This window comes from Aquimarina sp. KJ22-3 (genome assembly GCF_055808215.1).
This window is the reverse complement of record NZ_CM147859.1, coordinates 2250420-2268222: the sequence shown is the minus strand read 5'-3', so window position 1 is coordinate 2268222 and position 17803 is coordinate 2250420. Positions and strand designations below refer to the sequence as shown.

14 protein-coding genes and 2 tRNA genes are annotated in these 17803 nt (G+C 32.1%); 7 read left to right on the top strand and 9 right to left on the bottom strand.

Features of this window, described 5'->3' with window-relative positions; genetic code table 11:
• Nucleotides 1–16 precede the first annotated feature (16 nt).
• Nucleotides 17–1612 (bottom strand): hypothetical protein, encoded by a 1596-nt coding sequence (locus AC0L3Q_RS10350; protein WP_473286491.1) that lies wholly within the window; start codon nucleotides 1610–1612, stop codon nucleotides 17–19.
• A gap of 260 nt (nucleotides 1613–1872) precedes the next feature.
• On the opposite strand from AC0L3Q_RS10350, the gene AC0L3Q_RS10345 reads away from it, so the two are divergent.
• The 6 genes from AC0L3Q_RS10345 (at nucleotide 1873) to AC0L3Q_RS10320 (ending at nucleotide 7219) form a co-directional block, all read left to right on the top strand.
• Nucleotides 1873–1956, top strand: a tRNA-Ser gene (locus AC0L3Q_RS10345).
• Nucleotides 1957–1963: 7 nt separating this feature from the next.
• Nucleotides 1964–2041: transfer RNA gene (locus AC0L3Q_RS10340), tRNA-Pro, on the top strand.
• A 388-nt stretch (nucleotides 2042–2429) separates the two neighbouring features.
• The gene (locus AC0L3Q_RS10335) at nucleotides 2430–3680 is read left to right on the top strand and encodes a site-specific integrase (protein ID WP_473286490.1); all 1251 of its coding nucleotides are present in this window, start codon (nucleotides 2430–2432) and stop codon (nucleotides 3678–3680) included.
• A gap of 1413 nt (nucleotides 3681–5093) precedes the next feature.
• On the top strand, nucleotides 5094–5987 hold the full coding sequence (locus AC0L3Q_RS10330) for an SPFH domain-containing protein (protein WP_473286489.1): 894 nt from the start codon (nucleotides 5094–5096) through the stop codon (nucleotides 5985–5987).
• A gap of 73 nt (nucleotides 5988–6060) precedes the next feature.
• A complete protein-coding gene (locus AC0L3Q_RS10325) occupies nucleotides 6061–6294 on the top strand; it encodes a hypothetical protein (RefSeq protein ID WP_473286488.1) in 234 nt (77 codons plus the stop codon).
• Nucleotides 6295–6319: 25 nt separating this feature from the next.
• Nucleotides 6320–7219: a universal stress protein gene (locus tag AC0L3Q_RS10320; protein WP_473286487.1), complete on the top strand. Its 900-nt coding sequence runs from the start codon at nucleotides 6320–6322 to the stop codon at nucleotides 7217–7219.
• 582 nt (nucleotides 7220–7801) lie between these two features.
• Here AC0L3Q_RS10320 and AC0L3Q_RS10315 read toward each other — a convergent pair.
• Nucleotides 7802–8152, bottom strand: coding sequence for a cupin domain-containing protein (locus AC0L3Q_RS10315; RefSeq protein ID WP_473286486.1), 351 nt, complete (start codon nucleotides 8150–8152; stop codon nucleotides 7802–7804).
• Nucleotides 8153–8495: 343 nt separating this feature from the next.
• Between AC0L3Q_RS10315 and AC0L3Q_RS10310 the strand changes: the two genes are divergently transcribed.
• Nucleotides 8496–8702 (top strand): hypothetical protein, encoded by a 207-nt coding sequence (locus AC0L3Q_RS10310; RefSeq protein ID WP_473286485.1) that lies wholly within the window; start codon nucleotides 8496–8498, stop codon nucleotides 8700–8702.
• 258 nt (nucleotides 8703–8960) lie between these two features.
• On the opposite strand, the gene AC0L3Q_RS10305 is transcribed toward AC0L3Q_RS10310, so the two are convergent.
• The 7 genes from AC0L3Q_RS10305 to AC0L3Q_RS10275 all read right to left on the bottom strand — a co-directional run bounded on the left by AC0L3Q_RS10305 (nucleotide 8961) and on the right by AC0L3Q_RS10275 (nucleotide 17782).
• A complete protein-coding gene (locus AC0L3Q_RS10305) occupies nucleotides 8961–9206 on the bottom strand; it encodes a hypothetical protein (RefSeq protein ID WP_473286484.1) in 246 nt (81 codons plus the stop codon).
• Nucleotides 9207–9306: 100 nt separating this feature from the next.
• Complete coding sequence (locus AC0L3Q_RS10300; RefSeq protein WP_473286483.1) at nucleotides 9307–9867, bottom strand: helix-turn-helix domain-containing protein; 561 nt, start codon at nucleotides 9865–9867, stop codon at nucleotides 9307–9309.
• Nucleotides 9868–10382: 515 nt separating this feature from the next.
• Nucleotides 10383–11141, bottom strand: coding sequence for a LytR/AlgR family response regulator transcription factor (locus AC0L3Q_RS10295; protein ID WP_473286482.1), 759 nt, complete (start codon nucleotides 11139–11141; stop codon nucleotides 10383–10385).
• Nucleotides 11142–11170: 29 nt separating this feature from the next.
• Nucleotides 11171–13141, bottom strand: coding sequence for a tetratricopeptide repeat protein (locus AC0L3Q_RS10290; RefSeq protein WP_473286481.1), 1971 nt, complete (start codon nucleotides 13139–13141; stop codon nucleotides 11171–11173).
• Between the two features lie 358 nt (nucleotides 13142–13499).
• On the bottom strand, nucleotides 13500–15125 hold the full coding sequence (locus tag AC0L3Q_RS10285; protein ID WP_473286480.1) for a S8 family peptidase: 1626 nt from the start codon (nucleotides 15123–15125) through the stop codon (nucleotides 13500–13502).
• 226 nt (nucleotides 15126–15351) lie between these two features.
• Nucleotides 15352–16404, bottom strand: coding sequence for a sensor histidine kinase (locus tag AC0L3Q_RS10280; RefSeq protein WP_473286479.1), 1053 nt, complete (start codon nucleotides 16402–16404; stop codon nucleotides 15352–15354).
• Nucleotides 16405–16579: 175 nt separating this feature from the next.
• The gene (locus AC0L3Q_RS10275) at nucleotides 16580–17782 is read right to left on the bottom strand and encodes a hypothetical protein (RefSeq protein ID WP_473286478.1); all 1203 of its coding nucleotides are present in this window, start codon (nucleotides 17780–17782) and stop codon (nucleotides 16580–16582) included.
• Between the last annotated feature and the right edge of the window lie 21 nt (nucleotides 17783–17803).

The following is a 17803-nucleotide window of genomic DNA, read 5'->3' as shown; positions in this document are numbered from 1 at the left end:
CTGTTAGAAGGGACTTCTATTTAGCAATTGATACCTTAAGCAATAAATTGTTCTTCTTTCCGTCGAAAGCTTCAAAAATCATATCCTTATTCGGTAAGGTGGCTGCTTTAGTCAATTCTATAACATCCAATCTGGAATTTCGAATATCACTTCCGGTCAAAATAGCTTCTTTGGAAACCTCTCCCGTAGCATCATCGATAATGTATGATGTCATATAAATAAATTCTTTTTTACCATCAAAATAACGAGTAGGAGCTTCTTCAAAAGAACGTTTCAGATTTGTAAAGTCATCGATGTAAAACAAATAATGTTTTCCATCATTTTTAAAATTGAGATAAGACATACTTCGTTTGCTTACTGTTCCCAATTGGTTTTTGGGTAGTTTATGTACCCATAACAGTTTGTTATCAGAAGACAGTTTAAACGCAACGATATCTCGATAGTAATATTTATAAGTTGTTCTCGATCCCGAGGAACTTGAAGTTGTAAACGACTCTACATAACGTTGTTCTCCAAAAATGGTAGTACTACCATCTGGATTAAAAACAACATCATTCACTCTTAAATTCTCTAAATCTTTTTTATCGTCTTCCTTTTGTGTTCCTTCATTTATTCTGGCCTCTCTCTCGAATATCCACTTTTGAAGTATCTCATCAGAGATGTTACTTTTTGAAATTGCGCCTATTGCTCCATCATCGGCTAGATTGGCAGTAAACACTCCTTTGACAACGGACTTATCCGTGTTATCCGCATAAAATCCAGTAACCTTTGCATTACCCTGGGGATCAAATTCGATCACTCCATCGGTGATAGAATATCCTGGAATTTTCAACTCTTGCTCTACTATTGGCCCACTATTTTCATTGATGCGATAAACCTCGGTTTTGTATGCCATAGTAAGTTTATCCTTATCATCATTTACTTCGCTAAAATAAGAAGCAGTCATATAAAAATTACCATAGTTATCGATTGCAAAATCTTCTCCCTGCATAATTTCTGAAGGATGAGGCATAGTTACTTTGCGTCTCCATAATAAATTAAGCCCATCGCTAAAGACCGTAACACCAACTTTATCTGGCTTATTATCCGGAGTTTTGATACGGAAGAGTACCAATAACTTTTTTCTATCAGGAGAAGCTTTAAAAACAAATTGATTAATTCTTCCACCTGCATCATATCCATAGGTACTTTTAAAACCAAAATTTCTGGCTATACCTTCTTTATCATTTATTAATTGTATCGGTTTTTCTACCACAATACCCGTAGGAGACACTTTCTGACCATAAGCTCTGTTTCCTTTGGTATAAAAAACTACTGCTTTGTCATTGAGCTGCATTACCGTTTGAAAATCTCCTTTATCCTCGACTACCTGTCTTTTCTTAAGATCTTCTTTAAGGTCTTTTAAAGAAAAACGCTGGATCGTCATATTCTTCCGTCCCTTTTTTATAGAAACCAATCGATCTCCAACAGCTATATTATAGGTATTGATACTTTTTATACGTTTGTATTTCTCTCCTGACTTAAACGTAAAATCTTTGAGAAGAACTGGTTTTTGGGCAAATGCAAAACTACTAGTCAATAAAGCAAAAACCAGAATGTATTTAAAATTCATATGGGTAGTATTTTTTGTTAGGCGTATCATAGCTAAAATAGGTCTATTGTTTACAAATATAAAAAAGCTTTTTTTGATCACACGATACAAAATGCAGACCATTTTTACTCTTAAGAAAAAACTGATTTTCAACTTTTTAAAAAGACCTACTCATTAAAACGAAAATAATGCAAAAAAAATGTTGCATTGTAGGGACATAAAAGTTACATTTGCATCCGCATTTGGGAATACAAATGCAGAGTTCTTAAAAAGACTTATCAGGAGAGGTGGCAGAGTGGTAATGCAGCAGATTGCTAATCTGTCAACGCGAAAGTGTTGCCGGGGTTCGAGTCCCCGTCTCTCCGCATTTTTCGGGGTGTAGCGTAGCCCGGTTATCGCGCCTGCTTTGGGAGCAGGAGGTCGCAGGTTCGAATCCTGCCACCCCGACCACCAAAATCCAATCACGAAAGTGGTTGGATTTTTTATTTGATGCAACTTCAAAACGTAGTTTTAGAAAGTGAAATCAAATAAAAAAGACAAATAGGCGATAGCAGGGATTGGGTTTTGTTGAGCAACACCCTTAAAACAGGATCATCAAGGATAATCCTGCCACCCCGACGAACCTCTTTCAAGAGGGAATAAAACACTGTTAATTGTATGATTATCAGTGTTTTTTATTTTTATTGCTTTCATTTAAATCCATTTGAAAGCAATAAATAGGTGAACAATTCGGTGAACACTTTTCTATACTAATTGTCTTAACTTTAAAGAGCTTTTAGGAACATTTTTTGATTTGTCTTATACAAATTCATTTGTTCAATTAAAGTTAGTTAAGATCATGAAAAGCAACACTTTTTCAATTATTTTCTTTCCAAGAAAATCTCGAACTAATTCGAGATTACTAAAAATTTATTGCCGAATTACAGTCAATGGAAAACGCTCTGAAATGAGTCTTCAACGAAGCATATCGGTGAACAATTGGGACATTTCTAAAGGAAAAGCACGTGGAACCACGACAAATGCCCGAATTTTAAACAATTATCTTGACAATATTTATGCAAAACTCCTTAATTGTCACAAACAACTTTTAGAAGAAGATAAGATCATTTCTGCCTCCGCAATCAAAGCAAGATATTTGGGTAAAGATGATAATCGTAAAACATTAGTCGAGCTTATTGAATATCACAATACGAATATGGCTTCAGTATTAAAGCCAGGAACTCTTAAGAACTACTACACTACAGACAAGTACTTAAAGGAGTTTCTGATAAAAAGAAGAAAAGTAGACAACATATATTTAAAGCAATTGAATTATAGATTTATCACTGACTTTGAACAATTTTTAAGGGCATATAGGGATTCCAAAGGAGAACTGAAGTTGTCTAATAATGGAGTAATGAAACATCTAGAACGATTCAAGAAAATGATCAATCTATCATTGAAATTAGAATGGATTGTCAAAAATCCATTTCAAAAGTTTCAGCTAAAGTTTACCAAGTATGATAGACAGTTTCTTACTGAAAGAGAGTTGCAATTAATAGAAGAAACTTATTTCAGACAAGAACGATTAGAAAGAGTCAAGGATATTTTTCTGTTTTCATGTTACACAGGTTTATCGTATATCGATGTAAAAGAATTGACTGCAAATCAAATAGTCTTAGGTATTGATAATAGATATTGGATTCATACCAAAAGAGAGAAGACAAATGAATTAGTCAAGGTCCCTATTTTACCAAAGGCACTTTTAATTATCGAAAAATATAAGAAGCTTTTAGAGATAACAAACTCTAAAACCATACTTCCACTCTATTCCAATCAAAAAACAAACTGTTATTTAAAAGAAATAGCTAAAGCATGTGGTATTCATAAAAACGTCACGTTTCATGTTGCCAGGCATACCTTCGCAACCACTATAATGCTTTCTAATGGAGTTCCTATAGAAACAGTATCAAAACTTTTAGGGCATACTAAATTATCCACTACTCAAATCTATGCAAGGGTTGTCGAATCAAAAATTAGTGAAGATATTGGTCATTTATTGGAACGATTTAAGGCTCAAGAGAAAACAAAGAAAGCGTTTTTAAAGTGATGGATTCAGAGGCTGGGTATAATTGGTACCTTTCTATTAATTCTAAGTTAGCGCGAGGAGAATCCATCACTTTGAAAATGAAACAAACGAGCTTTAAAGCGAGTGCGTTAGCCTTTTTCAAAACGCATCAAAACAATTCAAATTTTCATTTTTTAGTAAAAAATTTCTTGATTTTACTGGGCTGAGCGCATTTTTTATTAAAAAATGGAAAAGAAAGCTCTCAATTTTAGTACTAAAAATCCAAATTAGAGTAATTACCCACAAATAATATTAGGCATAAAAAATTTACTGTAAATTATTGCCTATTCATAGGGGCTGTAGACTGTTTTACAGTAAAAACCAATCAAGTAAAATTCAACGTTAATCAACTCAAAACAAATAGTAATAAACTCTATTAACAATCACTTTTTTCCGTGAAAAACTTCCTATATCTATTGAGCTCAGCGCATTTTTCCATGAAAAATGATTCTTTATAGGTTGTTTTAAAACATGCAAACAGCACTAATCCATAGGATTATGAAACAGTAACATCGCGCAGCGTGTTACCCTCTTGCTATTCCCCCTTAGTTTTACAATCACGCTTACATAGAGAGTTTTTTATGATAGTAAGTTCTTGTAATTGATAACTTTCTATCGGGGGAATACTCTCCGTAATTGTTAATTGTGACCAACTGATAAGGGCGAATTATAAGCTATTCAAAGCTTTGGGCTTATGCTTAATTTGATTAAAAAAAGAACTAAATGTAATTAAAAGAAAGTCTTTTAATAAATTAAAAAAACTCAAGAGGCATAATTATAATTTGTTGAGACAAATAAAAAGATTATAAATAGACTATCTATTATCATAATAGCGATAAGAATCTTTTATAGAAGTGTAATTTAAAATAAGATTAAATGGTATATTTAGATCAAGATGTCTGTTTAGTTACAAATTATTATAAGAATGAGCACGAAGTTATATATTAAAACAGGGAAGCCTTCATGAGGATGTGTGATAAATGTAACTCTCTTCCCTTTTTGTGTAATGAAAGAGATATATAGTAGATGTATCTTTATAATGTTGTGAAAATAAATTCACAATGTCAACTAAAAAAGATGGAAAATTCTCAAAAAAAAGATCGATGATACCTTCAAGATTACTGATAACTGAGCTAATCTGTGGAAAGAATTAAAAGGTAAGTTTTCACAACTTACGGATGAAGATTTGAAATTCGAAACCGGAAAAGAAAACGAACTGCTCAAAAGGATAGAAACCCGTTTGAATAAAAACCGAAAAGAAGTAATAATATCATCAAAAAAGGTCAACCAAAAAAAAATTAACCAAAGCTTGAAAATTAAACCTTCTAATGAACAAGACCTGACTAGACCTTGTCCATTTAAAAAAAATCATTCTAACGCTTAATGCACACAAATATGGAACCGATTTATATTTATATCATTATCCCTGTTGCCATTATATTGATAGCAGGTATTAGAATCGTAAGACCTACACACAAGGGGCTTATTGAGCGGCTTGGGAAATACAGGAAACTGGCTGAACCTGGGTTTCACTGGATAATACCTCTAATAGATAGGCTCTTCTTGGTGAACATCACTGAACAAATGGTAGATGCTGAACCACAGGAAATCATCACCAACGATAACTTGAATGCCAGTGTAGATGCTCAGGTTTACTTCAGAGTAAAGTCAGATGAGGATAGTGTAAAAGGTTCTACCTACGATGTAAACGACTACCAATACCAGATCGTAAACCTTGCCCGTACCACATTACGTAACATCATTGGAACGTTAACGCTTAAATCAGCAAATAGTGAAAGGGGCAAAATTAACATGGAACTGCATGAAACACTGCACAAAGAAACAAAGGACTGGGGAATCGAAATTATCCGAACTGAGTTAAAGCAAATTGATCCCCCTTCGGATGTACAGGAAACAATGAACAAGGTGGTGAAAGCGGAAAATGAAAAAATTGCTGCAATAGATTCAGCTACCGCAGCAGAAACGGTTGCGGATGGAATTAAACGGGCCAAGATCAAAGAAGCAGAAGGCTACAAACGCGCCAAAATTTTGCATGCTGAAGGTGAAGCGGAAGCCATAAAACTGGTAAACGAAGCAGCTGATAAATACTTTATCGGAAATGCACAACTGCTCAGGAAATTAGAAGCCATGGAAACTGCACTAGAAAACAATACCAAAATTATCGTACCAGATGGTTCTGATCTAGTCAATGTAGTGAGTGAAATGGCTAGTATCGTTCCATTGAAAAGAAAAGAAAACGGAATTGTAGTTGGCAAAAATAGTTTATAACTACTATGATTAACAATATCTAATTCAGTTTTGCAGGAAATATAACGTGTACTATATATACTGATTGTAAACAATGGCAACTAACCGAAAAGAAATAAAAGAATTGACTAATGAGATCCTTACAGTAACGATGGAAATAGGAGATAAATATCCTGAACTATACAATCTTTTGGATGAAACACCTTTCCAATTTTCGATTGATAAAAAAGGGATTCAACCAAACTGTTTAGAAGAATATCTTAATACAATAAGATCTCAACTGAAAGATTATAAAAAAGGTACAGAATTCAATAGTATTGTTGATTAGGGCACCCTAGATTTTTTAAAAAACTATGAAAAAAATATTAGTAGCTACAGACTTCTCGGATTACGCAAATTATGCTGTTAGTTCGGCCGCTTCAATTGCGCAGCAAACAGGAGCTCAATTGGTTCTTTTGCATGTTGTCGACAGACCATTGAATTCAGACGATGATGATTATGAAAATTATCATAACATGCCTGGTGGCGATAAAGTTATAAGTAACATTCAGCGTAAATTGGATACAATTGTAAGCTCATATAACATCAAAAATGCTAAGACTATTTATGAGTTGAGATATGATGTATATAAAACCATCCTTAAGCACGCGGATAGCCATCAGGTTGATTTAATATTAATGGGTGCTTATGGGGATAGCCGGTTGGGAGGCTCATTCATTGGCTCAAATACAGAAAGAGTCATGTTACTAGCTAAGATGCCAGTCTTAATTGTACAGGAACAATTCAAAGACTTTAATATAGAAAATATGGTTCTCGCCTCAGAGTTTTATGGTGAGATATATGAAATATTTCCGAGAATGAAAAAGATTATTGACTTATTTGATACTAATCTCCATTTGCTAAAGGTAAATACACCGAGCCGATTCCAAAGAACCCATGACAGCCTAAAATTAATGGCAGAATTTAGCAACGAATTTGATTTAAATCAAAGCACGCATAACATATATAATGACCTTACGATAGAGGATGGTATTATTAATTTCACCAGATCAATAGATGCAGATTTAATTGCTATTACACCGGATGGGCTTTGGAAACTGGCGGATGTTTTTAGAAAAAATATTACTGCCAAATTGATGAAAAAATCAATAAAAGTGATCCTGAGCATGAAGACCCGACAACCTATTCTCTCCCCTACAGAGATATTTTATGAGGAGGATTACAAACATCATCAAGTGAAGGATCAAGCTTAATAATTCTTTTTCTGACAGATACATTTCAACAGCGTTATGGAAAACAAGTATAAAGAAGGACAGGTAGTTCATGCTAAAGTTGATACGGCATTGAAATTGGTAATTAGCCGATACGTTGACTGGATATATTATTGCAAAGTTCAGAATGACCACATCTGTCGGATTAAGTAGTGGCTACTACAGCTAAATGCAATTTGGATCAGCATTTTTTGTTCCCAATAATCAGAATTTGACAAATAACGATAGCTACTCTATCTATTTGACAAACCATTATTTCGATTTAAGTGGAAATCTAATATCTAAATAAATGGTTGTCCAAATTCTTTATATTTACTCAAAAAATACAGAACTGCGTTTAGCAGCTCGTTACCCAACATTGTAAAAATTACTTTCCGAATTCAACTATATCTAGTTTTTATTTTTATAAAATTCAATTTCTCTTTTTCTTCTGGTTGATTATATACGTTACAATAATATACTTTTCTAGCAAAAATTCTAACTTTTAGAGGTTTTGTAGGATTAACTTTTGCACACACTATATCACCTGATTTAAATAAGTTACTCATTATATTTGATTTTGTTCTATGGCTCTAAATCGTCATAGCCACTTTTTAAAATAATTGAAAGCATCTTAAATCTTTCATTTGCTTCTATTGTATATAAAACATGACCAGGAATAATCATGGATTCATTCTTTTGTAAATATGTGGACATGTTGTCTACTACAATTTCTGCTTTTCCCTCAATTACATTTACAAAAGTTGAAAATGGTGTTTGTTTGGGCTTATACACTTTACCATAGTCCAATGCTAAAGCCATTATATTGCCTGTTCTTTCATTTAAAATATGTTTAACGATTATAGTATTCGAAACATATTTCAACTCATTGCCAATATTGAATGCCTTAAGGTTTTCAAATTCATGATTCTCCATAACACAAATTGTATTTACTCGTCCTTTTTCGTTCGTCTCTTTTCTGCTTTAGCCAGTTTCTTTTCCTTCGCTGTCCTAGTTGGTGCTGTCTTACTGCTTTTAGCTTTGTCGCTTTTTTCTCTAGACATAATTATAAATTTTTAAATGTTAAGTATTGTATAACAAGTTAAACTTTATGATTTTGATCAGGTTGTATAACTTTTGAAAAGAATTACAGATATTACGGTCTAGAACTAAATAATTAAAAATATTAAATCAGTTAAATGTATAAAAACTCAATATTGTCATGTAACATAAGGAAAGGAAATAGCCTCAACTTTGTTATATAAAAAACATATAGATTATGACACATTTACGCATTAACGACATTATAGATATAGAATTTGAAGTATCTAAAAAAAAGCAACTAAAAACTACAGTTGTCATTGAACCTTTTCTTAAGAACATAATTAATGGTTTAAAGGCTAAACCAGTGTATTTAAATATTGCTCAGAATGGAAGAAAACAAATAAAGTTTATTAGACGTTTGCAACCTATGAAATGGAACTAAAAAAGTTAATCGAGCGAATATATACGGATCGCTGTTGAATATTATTTTTATGAAAAAAAGCAGACTTGAGTCTGCTTTTTTAAGTCCGAATAAATAGTTTATCCTAACTTCCCTAATTGATTAATAGCCTTACAATGATAACGATGAGATAGTACATTAAGTTATACACTTTGTGCTATAGTTACATTAAAATAAAGCTAATAAAAAAGAACAGTTTAGTGAAAAACTGTTCTTAATATATAGATTTAACTTAATATTCTAGGAAGCATTTGCAATGCTTTTATAATTTGATTTCAAGATACCTACAACTTCATTTCTGTCTTTATCTAACCTGTTCTCTAGTCTTTTAATTAAATCTAATTCTTTACCACTTTCAAATTTCACATCTTCAGAAGTCAATTTTGGATATTTCACTTTCAATGCTTTTGATTGTTTATCCCAATCGCCACTAAATTTAAATAGTTCACTTGTCTTTTTCTCGCCTTCTTTGTTCTGGGTTTCCATAATTATGTATTTAAAGTAGTGCTTAATTGTACTACTATCACAAAGATGACGACTAATACCTCAAATTGTATTACACAACTATCATATATGATTACACATGTCACAGGTTCTCTAGATTTAGCTTTCTTTTTTGTCCTATTTTTTTATAAAAAGTAGGTGTATGTCCAGTAACCTTTTTGAATTGGTTAGACAAATGAGCAACACTACTGTAATTTAATTTATAGGCAATTTCAGTGAGATTAAGTTCGTTGTAAAGAATCAATTCTTTTGCCCTTTCTATTTTATGTTTAATTATAAAATGCTGAATAGTAATTCCCTTTACTTCTGAAAACAAATTTGATAAATACGTGTAATCATAATTCAATTTTTGTGCTATGTAATCTGAATAGTTAACATTTGGAAATTCATCAGAATAATGAATCATTTCTATAATCACGTTTTTAATTTTATCTATAAGAATACTTCTATTATCATCTATTAATTCTAGTCCTGACTTAGCTAAATTTGATTTGAATTCTTGTTTTTGAGATTCAGAAATATCTTCTTTTATTTCAATCATTCCAAGCTCAACACTTATATAGTGTAAACCCAGTTTTTCTAACTCATTTTTAACAAAAAGCTTACATCTTAAGCTTACCATATATTTAATATAAAGTTTCATCAATTTTTAGGAATTAAATATGTTTCTTATTTAGTTAAAGATAAACTATATTAAGTCATTACTTATAATAAGTTGACTGAAAGAAAAAACGCTGGGTAACACCGTATAAAATTAATTGATATGGAATTTCCTACTGGGAAGGCTAGCCAAAATCGCCTCGCTATTTTTTTTGACTTTAAGAAATGCTTTTAAACTTCTATTTTTAATGCAAAAAAATATAACTTATTCTACTTTTTTTATTCTAAATTGTATATTTGCCCACCGTAAAGACAAATATTATTTGTTTTTAAATAGTTCTTTTTAACTTTAGTGTATAAATAGGTGAACACATATAGTTAAAAGTGTTTAAACTACTAAAATATAGAGGGTTACAGAATTTTAATTAATCCTGCCACCCCGACATCAAAAACAAACCTTTGTATTCATGAATACAAAGGTTTTTGATTTTATATACTATCATCATTTACTGAAAAACCAAGATCGGTTGCATAATTTACTACATAAATCTAAGTTCATTACTCCTCATGAAACATGAGTTTTTGCATCGTCTCATCTTTTTTGTTTTTGCTTACCTGAAGCATTCTACCATCACTCATCTCTAAATACCCTCCGTCTGATCTTGAAATCTTTTTTACATGAGTTGGATTTATCAAATAGGACTTATGTATTCTAATGAAATCAAATTTCAAAAGTTTTCTTTCATAAATTTTAATGTACTGAGAGACTACAATTTTTTTGTTCTCTTCCAAAACAAACTCTGTATAACTTCCATCTGCGATACAGTATAGTATAGAGTCCGCAGCGATAATTTCGTAACCAGAAGAAGTAGGTAGAAAAACATTCTTCGGTCTCTTACTCTCTTGAGATAAAGACAAAGAACTAGTCATTTCATTAAAAATATCATTCCTGAAGATATTCTCATAAACTAGGTGCACACTTTTAATAAGCTCTGAAATATCTACAGGTTTTAGTAAATAATTTACAGCTCTATAACGAAAGGCTTCTAGAGCATGATTATAAGCTGAAACAAAAATAATTTCGAAATTAATCTCTACCAGATCTTCCAAAAAATTAAAAATTAGAGAATTATTAATTTGAACATCCAAAAAGACAAGATCTATTTCTTGCTTTTCTAAAAGGCCTTTTAAAACTTCAAAGTTAGGAGCCTTCCCTACTACAGTGACAACAGGGCAAAACTCCTGAAGTAATTTTTCCAAATTACGAATTCCACTTGGTTCATCATCTACTAATATTGTTCTTAGTTTTTTGCTCATTCTCTAAAAATTAGTCTTACACTTTTGTTTTAATTGAAATAAGGGAACCTAATACTCACTTTTGTTCCTGTTGGTGTTCCTCCTGCATATAAATCTTCAATCTGGTATACAAATTCTTTATTGAATTTTTTACTTAGTATTTCCATCCTCTCTTTAGTATTATAATTCGTTATTGATTTTCGAACCTCTAAAGTTTTTCTATTTCTTTTGATTTCCAAGGCCTTTATTCTCCCAACTCCATCATCCTCTATACTACAGATAATGTACCTGTTTTTTTCGTCTTTCTTTATCGTAAATATTACTTTCCCAGCGGTAGATTTATTAAATACTCCATGTACAATAGCATTCTCAACCAATGGTTGTAGGACCATAGCAGGTATTTCTATCCTCAAATCTTCTTCAGAAAGAAATATATGTTCTTCATACTCTAATTTGTCGGGAAACCTAACTTGCTGTAAGTCCACATATAACCTGATAATATTGAGTTCATCTTTGATTAATAGCGATGAATACTCCGAGTTTTCTAATATAAGTCTAATAGAATCAGAAAATTTAGACAAATATTTATAGGCTTCAAATTTATTAGACGACAGTATAAAGTCTTGCACACTATTAATCATATTGAATACAAAATGAGGGTTCATTTGTGAGCGCAACGCTTGTAATTTACCTTCTGCAATTTTTTGATTGTTCTGGGCTATAATGGTTTTATTTCTGAATAAAAAAACAAGAAAAACCAAAACCGAAAAAAACAAGATAGCGAGCACCAAAAGGATATATCCTCTATATTTTTTTCTTAAAACAGTCTCGGATATCAATTTCTCCTCTTTAACTTTTTTTATCTGATCTTCCTTCTCCAATACCGCATTATCAATCTCTACACTTTGTAGTTTCTGAAGACTTTCCTGCGTATAAATGCTATCTTTGAGTTCTGACATTTCCTGTAAATAGTCAAAGGCTTTTTCAGTTTTCCCAATTTCCCGATAAAAATCAGACAATACTGACAATCTACTTGCTATTTGGCTTGGATCTCCTATTTGTTTTGATAATTGTAAGGATTTGAGTAGTATTTTTTCAGCCTTGCTATACTCTTTTAATTCTATTAAGGCTAAACCATAATGACTATGAATCTCTGCACTATATATCGAAAATGAATCGTTTTTTTCTATAGCACTTAACGCTTCTTCTGACAGCTCCTTTGCTTCTCTATTTTTCCCTAAGAGGACACAAACCGATGCCAATTTATTTAATATAATTATCCTTGTATTCTCGTCCAAAGATCTTTCCTTTAGTAAGGTAGCATATAAATCATACGTTCTTTGATACTCATCCCTCTCCCGATAAATCAATCCTAGATTCAATAGAATTAATGGTTCATAATAGTCTTGCTCACTTTTATCAAGGGTATTTGATAAATCAAGGGCTTTTGCGTAATAGGTTTCTGAAATATCCCAATGTTCTAAATGCAAATAGACATTCCCGAAGTTAAAATACAACCTCAACTGTTCATAAACCTCAGGAGGATTAGTATCATATAGCCTTTCTGCTAACCTTAGGTTGAGTAATGAATTTTCATAATCAGTTTTTGATAGAAAAATAGAGCTTAATAATTGATAGGAAATCCCAACAGCCAAAGTATCTTTTGCGGTTTGATAATAATAAAGAGCAGAATCTGCAAATTTATGACTTACTTCTAATTCCCCTTTTTGAAAAAGAGACGCAGCCAATAAATAATAACCTTTACCTAATGAATCATTATTTTGTAACTGGAGACTATACCTAATAAATCTCTTCCTATATTTTATGGTAGAATCGGTATCTCTATTGAAATAATACTGTGCAAGAACGCCTGAATCATACTGTTTCTTTTTTAGTGCTTCATCATCAACTGATTGAACGCACAAAAGTCGATTAAATCTTATAGGTTTAGTAAACAAATTAATTGCATCATTACTCGCAAACAAACCCATTTGAAGTATCAAAAACCAAAAGAATTTCATAGCATATTTTTTACTAAAACCACAACGCGAATTTATTAAATCACACAACAAAAAACATGGGTACAAATACCCAAAATTTTCATGAATTATTGTATTCTGTAGCAACCTAAATGATACTGAATCCAAATAATGATCTTATGAATCGAATACTACTTTTTATGAATTTAGGATTGCTTTTTACCGTTTAATTATTTAAGTAATATGCAATAAAAACCTATAGTTCTTTTTTTACCATATCAAAAAGCCTTTTGAACTTATCAAAAGGCTTTTATTATATAAAGGTTATTTCAAAATAGTTGTATTCCTTAGAAAAGTAACATGTTTCTTTTAGTTACTTTCTCAAGGTATTTAATCATAATTAATTACCAAAGGCTTTATACGCTTCTAATGCATTAACTTTCCCATAACCAAACCAGTTACTTGTTCTTGCTGGAAAATCTGAAGCTGTTTTGAGAGCAAACACAACATCTGCTCTTGGTAAAGTCGGGTTTTTCCCCCATACTATCGCTGCTATTCCGGCCATTGTTGCAGTAGCTACAGAAGATCCCCCGATAGTAGATGGTTCATTACTATAGGTTGTTAATGCTAACGCCTGTGTTCCATTCATTTGCTCCATCACTACTGCAAAATCTACTATTGGGCCTTGTACACACTCTCCACAAGCTCCGTATTTGGTATTAATCCCAGTTACCGACATTACCACATCTCCATTATATTCTGTCATGTTTGATGGAAACGAAAGCCTAGTAAGCCCAGGATTACCTCCTGAAATTGAACTACCATTTGGAATGGTACCTGCGGCCGCAAATATTAGCTTTCCTCTTTTGTAAGCAAATATGATCGCATCAGCGATTTCAGAATAATAGATAGGACTCCCCATACTCATACTAATAATCCTAACATTACGCTCTAAGGCTTTAACTGTAAATGCTTGAGCAATTGCAGACACATCTTTACTCCCATTTATTACTACATCTCCATTGGCTTTTACTGCTTGCAAATTACAACCATATGCAATCCCAATTGTGTTTCCACGATCAGTTCTAGGTGCTGCAATTACACCTGCCAACGCTGTACCGTGTCCACAAATATCCCAAGGAGAAGAACCTTCGTAATAATCTACATAAGATGAAGATCTACCTGTTACTATACCCGAATTAAAAGCTGCCGAAAGTAAGTTTTGGTTAATGGAATTACCTGTATCAAAAATAGCTACTCCAATCCCTTTACCGACACCTTTTCCTAAGTAACCGCCATGTTCCCAAGTTTCTTTAATCTTATGATATTTAAAGTTCCATCCTATTTTTGACCCTGGACTTATGGTAAGGTAATCATAGTAGTTTCTTAACAATGCAGGTGAAGATGGACCACAACCAAAACCGTCCTTTGATAAAGATTCTCTTTTATAAAATGTATACGTAGATTCTATATAACGTATATTATCAGAAGCTCGTAAAGATCGTAATGTTTCCAGATTATCTACTTTAATAGTCATTGAGAGTAATTGATCATTCTCTCTTACCAGAACACCTTCTTTGGTTGCATCTTTATTTTTTTCAAGCTCTGTATCATAGATCTCGTCTATTATATCGTTTTTTACATCAAAAAGGTCACCGGATAAAGATTTATTGAGTGATCCGTTTTCGTACATATATTGTCTTGTATCCTCATCATTCCATTCCGCTTTTTTATAACCAATCATCAATTGGTGATCAGAATGTACCAAGGCACTCCATAATACATTTTCTGGAACCTCATTCCAATTAAATGAGTTATCGGTACCTTTAATACTACTTAAAATATATTTATTCAACTCTTCTCGTGAGAGTATATCGCCATAGGCCTCAGGAGCGATGGTGATATCCTCATTCTCTAATAAAATATCCTGTTCATCCTTTTCGCAGGACCAAATAAGGGCAGTTAAAAAAGTTACCAGTATAACCTTTAAAACAACCGGTAAACCATAAAAAGTATTTCGTTTCATTTTTAATTAGTTAAGATTAATAATTAGCACGAAATACTTGGTTTTTTAAACGATTGAAAACCTCTAATTCAACTGAAGGTTATTTAAGTTGATATAAGTACAAATTGAATTCATAAAAAAACTATTCCTTGACCTTATTTTCTTCTGACTTCCAAAAAATGGAGAAAATGGTTAGAACTTCTTTACCTTGAATTCTCAAAATTATTTAAGTTCAAGCACATAAATTTCAATTTTTATTAACCAATACCGGCAATACTAATACGGTCTTCACGCCTTTTATATTTCCAAAAGAATCTAACACATTGAACATCTCAAAAGCACTTTTTTTGAACCCTTTATCTACCAATACACCAATTCTCTTGTAAGTACTAATTATAGTACTACAAGAGCCAACTTCTTTTTTAGTTACTGGACTCATAAAAACTTTTGAATCTTCAAATCTCCCATCCTTAATAATACACTTCACATAGCCTTCTTTGCTATAAAGACGTAATTCTATCTTTCCCTTTTCTTCTTCATTCAATACACTACGATTAATCGAATTTTCTATAAGAGGTTGCAAAACCATCGATGGAATACCATATCTCTCAATGTTTTGTAGCTCCAATTCTTCTACATATTCTATTTTCTGCTCAAAACGTAATTGCTGCAAATCAATATACATTCTAACAAGTTCAATTTCTTTATTCAAAGACGCGAAAGTATGTTTGGAGTTTTCAAGAATTAAACGAATGAATTTGGCAAACTTCATTACATACGAATAGGCTTCAAACCTATTCGAATTAAGTATTAAACTTTGTAGGCTATTCAAGGTATTAAATATAAAATGAGGATTCATTTGTGAACGTAATGTCAAAAGTTCAGTTTCAATCTGATCATTCTTATTCCTTGAACTGACAATTTTATTACGTTGAATGATTAAGGTAAGTGATGTCATCAATATGATAAGAAAACTGCACACATAAAATATTTTGGACCAATAGTTCTTTTCAGTTACTTCTTGCTCTTTTTTGTTTTTCACTCGAAGTTGGTCCAAGTCTTTATTATTGATGATTTCAGTAATATTTTCTGATTTATTCTGATCACCAACAGGGGTATTTCTATCTAGAATAGTTGGACAAAAGCCAACCAAACCACCAATTTTATCCCGATACTTAATATACATGGTATATTGACTACTGTAAGAATAATTTACCTTGATCTTCTTTGTATTTATGGTCTTTGCTTTTGCAGTATAAATGAATATTTCGCTCTGTATTGGTGATACCGTTTTGAACAAAAAAACATTAGATATAAATAAATAATAAATTAAAATTGCCCTCACTAATTCATAGTTGTTTTCCCAATTAACTATAATAGCGACCGGTATTTATGCATAGGATTAGAGCTAACAAAAATCAAACTGTAATACCGGTCGCCTTACAAACAAAATTTGCAATTATGATGCTTATTAACTAAAAAGCAACGTTTCTTAGATTTAAGTATTCATTGCCATTTGGAGTAACTGAATTCACACATCTCCAGGAATTATACACTTTATTTCTCACATCATTTATAGCAGACTCTGCCTGAGTTTTGATCGTAGGATTAGAGTGATTATTAGCGACATATTGTAATTCTGCCCTGATCAAGTTCCACATTTCCATATCCCTAACACATTTGGATACCTCTTTAAAGTATTCCAGAGATTTAACCATATTGTTTGCCCCAACGGCATAGGTCAAATTTCTAAAAGGTTTGAACGTGATATGTACCGTAGCCATAAACTGGGGATTATCGTCCAAATAACTTTGAAACCTAGAAATCTCTTTGTTAAAATCAGAAACAGATTTTACAATTTCAGGCTTAAAACCAAAAACATTTGTATAAAGACCTTCTTTATTTAAGGCAGTGGTTATTTGATTTCTATCTGCAGATGTTAGTGCAATACCTGTCTGTTTATCAAACAATTCTGATATGTATGATTTTGCTTTTTGAGCGAATTCATTTTCTTCTTGTTCGCTAAAGTTTCCGGTTCTAAATGTGTAAAAATAATAGACGTCTCCTCCTCGTAGTTGTTCATCAACATACATTGGACCATAAGTAACTTTAAAATTTTCGTAGGTGTTTTGCGAATAAATTGCACTATCAAAATCATCAGATAGAAATGGCAAAGGTTCTACCCAATATTTTTCTCGTTGCACACTAATTCTTGCCGCCACCGTTATGGTTTGCTGACTTAATTCAGTTTCTCTGGTAAATTGCCAAGAATTTTGATAATCGAGTCCATCAATGTCAAGAGAATTTGAAAACTGGATGTTACCTGATTTATCAATAAAATCTCTTAATTCTCTATTCGTCTTGATAATTTTGATACTCGCATCCAAAGCTTTTGGTACCGTAGTACTGTAGTTAATTTCATTTTCATCGGCCAAAACAGATGCATAGTTTCGTTCTAACGTGGGATGGTATCCAAAACCAACATAAACTTCTTTCCATGTTCCATCACTTGCTTTTATGTAATTGCTTACTATATTGGGGTATCCATCTTCTTCTTTGGATAACAAACTAAAATCCTCAGTCGTATTATTTGCTTCCAACATTGTGTTATGCAACTCTTCTTTTTCGCAAGAACAAATAGAAAATCCCACTAACAGTAGTATTATTAAATTTCTCATACTAATTAATTTAATCATTGA

What these genes read in the sequence shown, in the direction of transcription:
- AC0L3Q_RS10315 (WP_473286486.1), bottom strand. Translation starts at nt 8,152, where the DNA reads ATGGAGAATCATGAATTTGAAAACCTTAAGGCATTCAATATTGGCAAT.
- AC0L3Q_RS10310 (WP_473286485.1), top strand. Translation starts at nt 8,496, where the DNA reads ATGACACATTTACGCATTAACGACATTATAGATATAGAATTTGAAGTA.
- AC0L3Q_RS10285 (WP_473286480.1), bottom strand. Translation starts at nt 15,125, where the DNA reads ATGAAACGAAATACTTTTTATGGTTTACCGGTTGTTTTAAAGGTTATA.
- AC0L3Q_RS10350 (WP_473286491.1), bottom strand. Translation starts at nt 1,612, where the DNA reads ATGAATTTTAAATACATTCTGGTTTTTGCTTTATTGACTAGTAGTTTT.
- AC0L3Q_RS10295 (WP_473286482.1), bottom strand. Translation starts at nt 11,141, where the DNA reads ATGAGCAAAAAACTAAGAACAATATTAGTAGATGATGAACCAAGTGGA.
- AC0L3Q_RS10275 (WP_473286478.1), bottom strand. Translation starts at nt 17,782, where the DNA reads ATGAGAAATTTAATAATACTACTGTTAGTGGGATTTTCTATTTGTTCT.
- AC0L3Q_RS10305 (WP_473286484.1), bottom strand. Translation starts at nt 9,206, where the DNA reads ATGGAAACCCAGAACAAAGAAGGCGAGAAAAAGACAAGTGAACTATTT.
- AC0L3Q_RS10290 (WP_473286481.1), bottom strand. Translation starts at nt 13,141, where the DNA reads ATGAAATTCTTTTGGTTTTTGATACTTCAAATGGGTTTGTTTGCGAGT.
- AC0L3Q_RS10325 (WP_473286488.1), top strand. Translation starts at nt 6,061, where the DNA reads ATGGCAACTAACCGAAAAGAAATAAAAGAATTGACTAATGAGATCCTT.
- AC0L3Q_RS10320 (WP_473286487.1), top strand. Translation starts at nt 6,320, where the DNA reads ATGAAAAAAATATTAGTAGCTACAGACTTCTCGGATTACGCAAATTAT.
- AC0L3Q_RS10330 (WP_473286489.1), top strand. Translation starts at nt 5,094, where the DNA reads ATGGAACCGATTTATATTTATATCATTATCCCTGTTGCCATTATATTG.
- AC0L3Q_RS10335 (WP_473286490.1), top strand. Translation starts at nt 2,430, where the DNA reads ATGAAAAGCAACACTTTTTCAATTATTTTCTTTCCAAGAAAATCTCGA.
- AC0L3Q_RS10300 (WP_473286483.1), bottom strand. Translation starts at nt 9,867, where the DNA reads ATGAAACTTTATATTAAATATATGGTAAGCTTAAGATGTAAGCTTTTT.